The following is a 2,773-nucleotide window of genomic DNA, read 5'->3' as shown; positions in this document are numbered from 1 at the left end:
CCTCCATACGGGAACAGGTTCCCGTACTCCGATCGAGGCCAGTCCATCCACCGTTGAAATTCCTCAGGTCAGGGGCCGCGACCCCGGCTCGTCGTGACTCGCTTCACCGTCGCGGCGAACGGAGTCCCGGGCGGAGCGAACCCTTGACCCTTCGCTGATCAAATCACCCTCTGGCGCTCTGTTCCTGGCCACCGGCCGGGAGCGGAGGCCCCCAGCATGGGTGCTGTTGATTTTGCTTTTGGCGCTCTGGGTAGTATTGCGAAATGTTCTTCACCCCCCTCCCGGATCCTGTGGGGTGCTGTTACACCCCCACTTTACCGAAGACTCCTTCGTTTTTTGGCTCTGGAGTGGAGGCGCAAACCTCGCCCGTTATGTTCCTGGTCGTGATGAGAAAATTTGCCATCACCACTGAGGAGCTGGGCATGAGGGTTTCAATCGAGCTGGATCGTAAGGATGTTTTGTCCCTGATCGCTGTTTTTCTGCTGATGCTCCCGGATTCCGGGGCTTTGCGCGGTTCTGAGGCTGGCGAGTCCCTGCTTTACTTGATACATAGAAACAATGTGTTAGCAGGTGCTATGCTCGGCCCCACGAATAAGGGGGCCATGAATGGCGCATAAAAAAACCCCTGAGAACTCTTCCAACTTGGCAGGCGGGGAGTTCACAGGGGCTGACGAAGCTAGGCTTCTGGACGAGAGAATAACACGCTACGGCGTGGCTCACACAAGGTCTCAGGCGATGCTAGAACATCTCCGAAAGACCCCGTCCGAAGCGACCATCAAGACTGCCGCTAGCCTTGCCAGCTGTGGTAATTACCTGCATTTCCGGGAGTACTTCACCGTGGGCAAGGTACGGCTGCATAGCGCGACGTTCTGCAAGCAGCACCTGGTCTGTCCGTTGTGCGGCATTCGCCGCGGTGCCAAGGCTCTTGGGGCTTACTTGACCCGCTGGCAGGTGATCCAGGAGGAACGCCCGGATCTGCGGCCCTATCTCCTGACCCTAACAGTCAAAAACGGGCCGGATCTTGAAGAGCGTCAATCGCACCTCGCGAAGTCGCTACGTCGCTTGATGGATCGTCGTCGCTACTTCAATGCCGGTACTCGTGGCGCTCCCTGGACAGAGCTTTGCAAAGCCGAGGGGGCCGTCTACACCCTCGAGCTGACCAACAAGGGCAATGGCTGGCACCCGCATTGTCACATGATCATTCTGGCCACATCACAGCCCTCCCAAACCGACCTCAGCACCGAGTGGCACAAGATCACCGGTGACAGCATGGTCGTGGATTGCAGGCCCATCCTGGGCGATCCCGTTGAGGGTTTCATGGAGGTGTTCAAGTACGCCGTGAAATTCTCCGATCTGACCTTGGCTGACAACTGGCACGCGGCGCAGATCCTCAAGGGCAAGCGCCTGCTGAACAGCTTCGGCTTGTTCCGTGGCGTTGAGATTCCCGACTCGCTGCTCGATGAGCCGCTCGACGGGCTTCCGTACCTGGATAGGTTCTATCGCTACCTGGGCGATTCATACCAGCCGGCGAGCATCAGGGAGTGAGGGCAGGCGACAGCGTAGCGCCTGCCTGCCTCACTCCCTGAAATTGCCGCTCCTATGGCTCACCTATTGCTGCGGCAATAGGCCCAACAATAGGACCTGCAATACAACCGCCAAGAGCCAAAAACATAGAACCCAACAGCAAAATGCCGTCACCCCTGCGGGGCTCCGTGGCCGCCCCTCCGGGCCGCCCAAACCTCCCGGGGGAGCGCCCCGGAAGGCCTTCAGGGTTCTGAATCGCTGCGCGATCCGCCACCCTCTTTCCTCCCCTGCGCCCTGGACGGGCTTGTCTCGAAAATTCACCCGCGTGCGCGCCCGGCAAAGCCGGACCAACCCGCTTTCTGAGACTGCGCGACGCATCGGCGCGGGACTCCGTCCCTCCCTCTGCTGCTTCGGCTCGAAACCAGGTTGGTCCGGTTTCACCTGACGCGCACGCAAGCGGTGCGGCCGGATGCTTCGCACCCTGGTTTCGCCCTGGACGGGCTGCACCAGGGCAGAACGGAAAAATTCGGCCTGGGGGCCATTTTTCCTCACCCCCCTCGTGGGCTCGGGTGGCGTCTGTCAGGCTGTTTCCGTCGTCTTCGACGCCGGTTTATCAGAGCGGCTTTTGGCCGCTCTGGAAGCAGCTTTCGCTGCCCAAAGCCCTCTGCGCTATCATTCGATTTTCGTCTAGGAAAATTCCTCATGCAGCGTCTCGCCATACCTTCGGATTACGTCCTGCAGTTCATCCTGGGCCGCGCCTCCTATGTCCTCCCATGGGAGGACAAACTTTGCCCAGGTAATCCAGCAGATGATCCCGAAACTGGCGCAGAGGAATACAACGCATATGCCATCAAAAAGGCGCAGGAAGTCGGCAGAGCAACGAAACCAGACCCCGTGCTAGATGCAGTGTATTTGGCGTTAAAAACGCCTGGAGAGGCTTACAGGGCCCTTGCTGAGGATCTTGCGGAGGCTTATCAAGGTCGTTATAGGTTTCTCATAGACAATTTGGCCCAGTGGGACGAAGAAACCAGGTGGTTGAGGGCTGACCTGGTTTTTTCCAATTCTGAGCTTCGCCATTTGTCAGCCACGCAAGTGATGGCTTTACGAACAAGGGCCGCCGAGGCCTGACGCGCTGCGCTTGTCCCCTCGACCTCCATACGGGAACAGGTTCCCGTACTCCGATCGAGGCCAGTCCATCCACCGTTGAAATTCCTCAGGTCAGGGGCCGCGACCCCGGCTCGTCGTGACT

At 59.0% G+C, this 2,773-nt stretch carries 3 protein-coding genes; all 3 read left to right on the top strand.

Annotated features, from left to right (window positions below; translation table 11 throughout):
• The first annotated feature begins 263 nt into the window (after nt 1–263).
• Nucleotides 264–617 carry a hypothetical protein gene (locus ACZRJ6_RS26165; RefSeq protein WP_127652685.1) on the top strand — a complete coding sequence of 118 codons (354 nt, stop codon included), beginning with the start codon at nt 264–266 and terminating at the stop codon, nt 615–617.
• The gene (locus ACZRJ6_RS26160; protein WP_060765397.1) at nt 607–1,545 is read left to right on the top strand and encodes a protein rep; all 939 of its coding nucleotides are present in this window, start codon (nt 607–609) and stop codon (nt 1,543–1,545) included. The genes ACZRJ6_RS26165 and ACZRJ6_RS26160 overlap by 11 nt, the downstream gene beginning before the upstream one ends.
• 681 nt (nt 1,546–2,226) lie before the next feature.
• Nucleotides 2,227–2,652: a hypothetical protein gene (locus ACZRJ6_RS26155; protein ID WP_073454712.1), complete on the top strand. Its 426-nt coding sequence runs from the start codon at nt 2,227–2,229 to the stop codon at nt 2,650–2,652.
• The last annotated feature ends 121 nt before the right edge of the window (nt 2,653–2,773 follow it).

This window comes from Pseudomonas sp. C321 (assembly GCF_055407105.1).
This window is presented reverse-complemented; position numbering and strand designations above follow the sequence as displayed.

Bases quoted from the DNA above. Each gene is read 5' to 3' on its own strand.
- ACZRJ6_RS26165 (WP_127652685.1), top strand. From the start codon at position 264: ATGTTCTTCACCCCCCTCCCGGATCCTGTGGGGTGCTGTTACACCCCC.
- ACZRJ6_RS26160 (WP_060765397.1), top strand. From the start codon at position 607: ATGGCGCATAAAAAAACCCCTGAGAACTCTTCCAACTTGGCAGGCGGG.
- ACZRJ6_RS26155 (WP_073454712.1), top strand. From the start codon at position 2,227: ATGCAGCGTCTCGCCATACCTTCGGATTACGTCCTGCAGTTCATCCTG.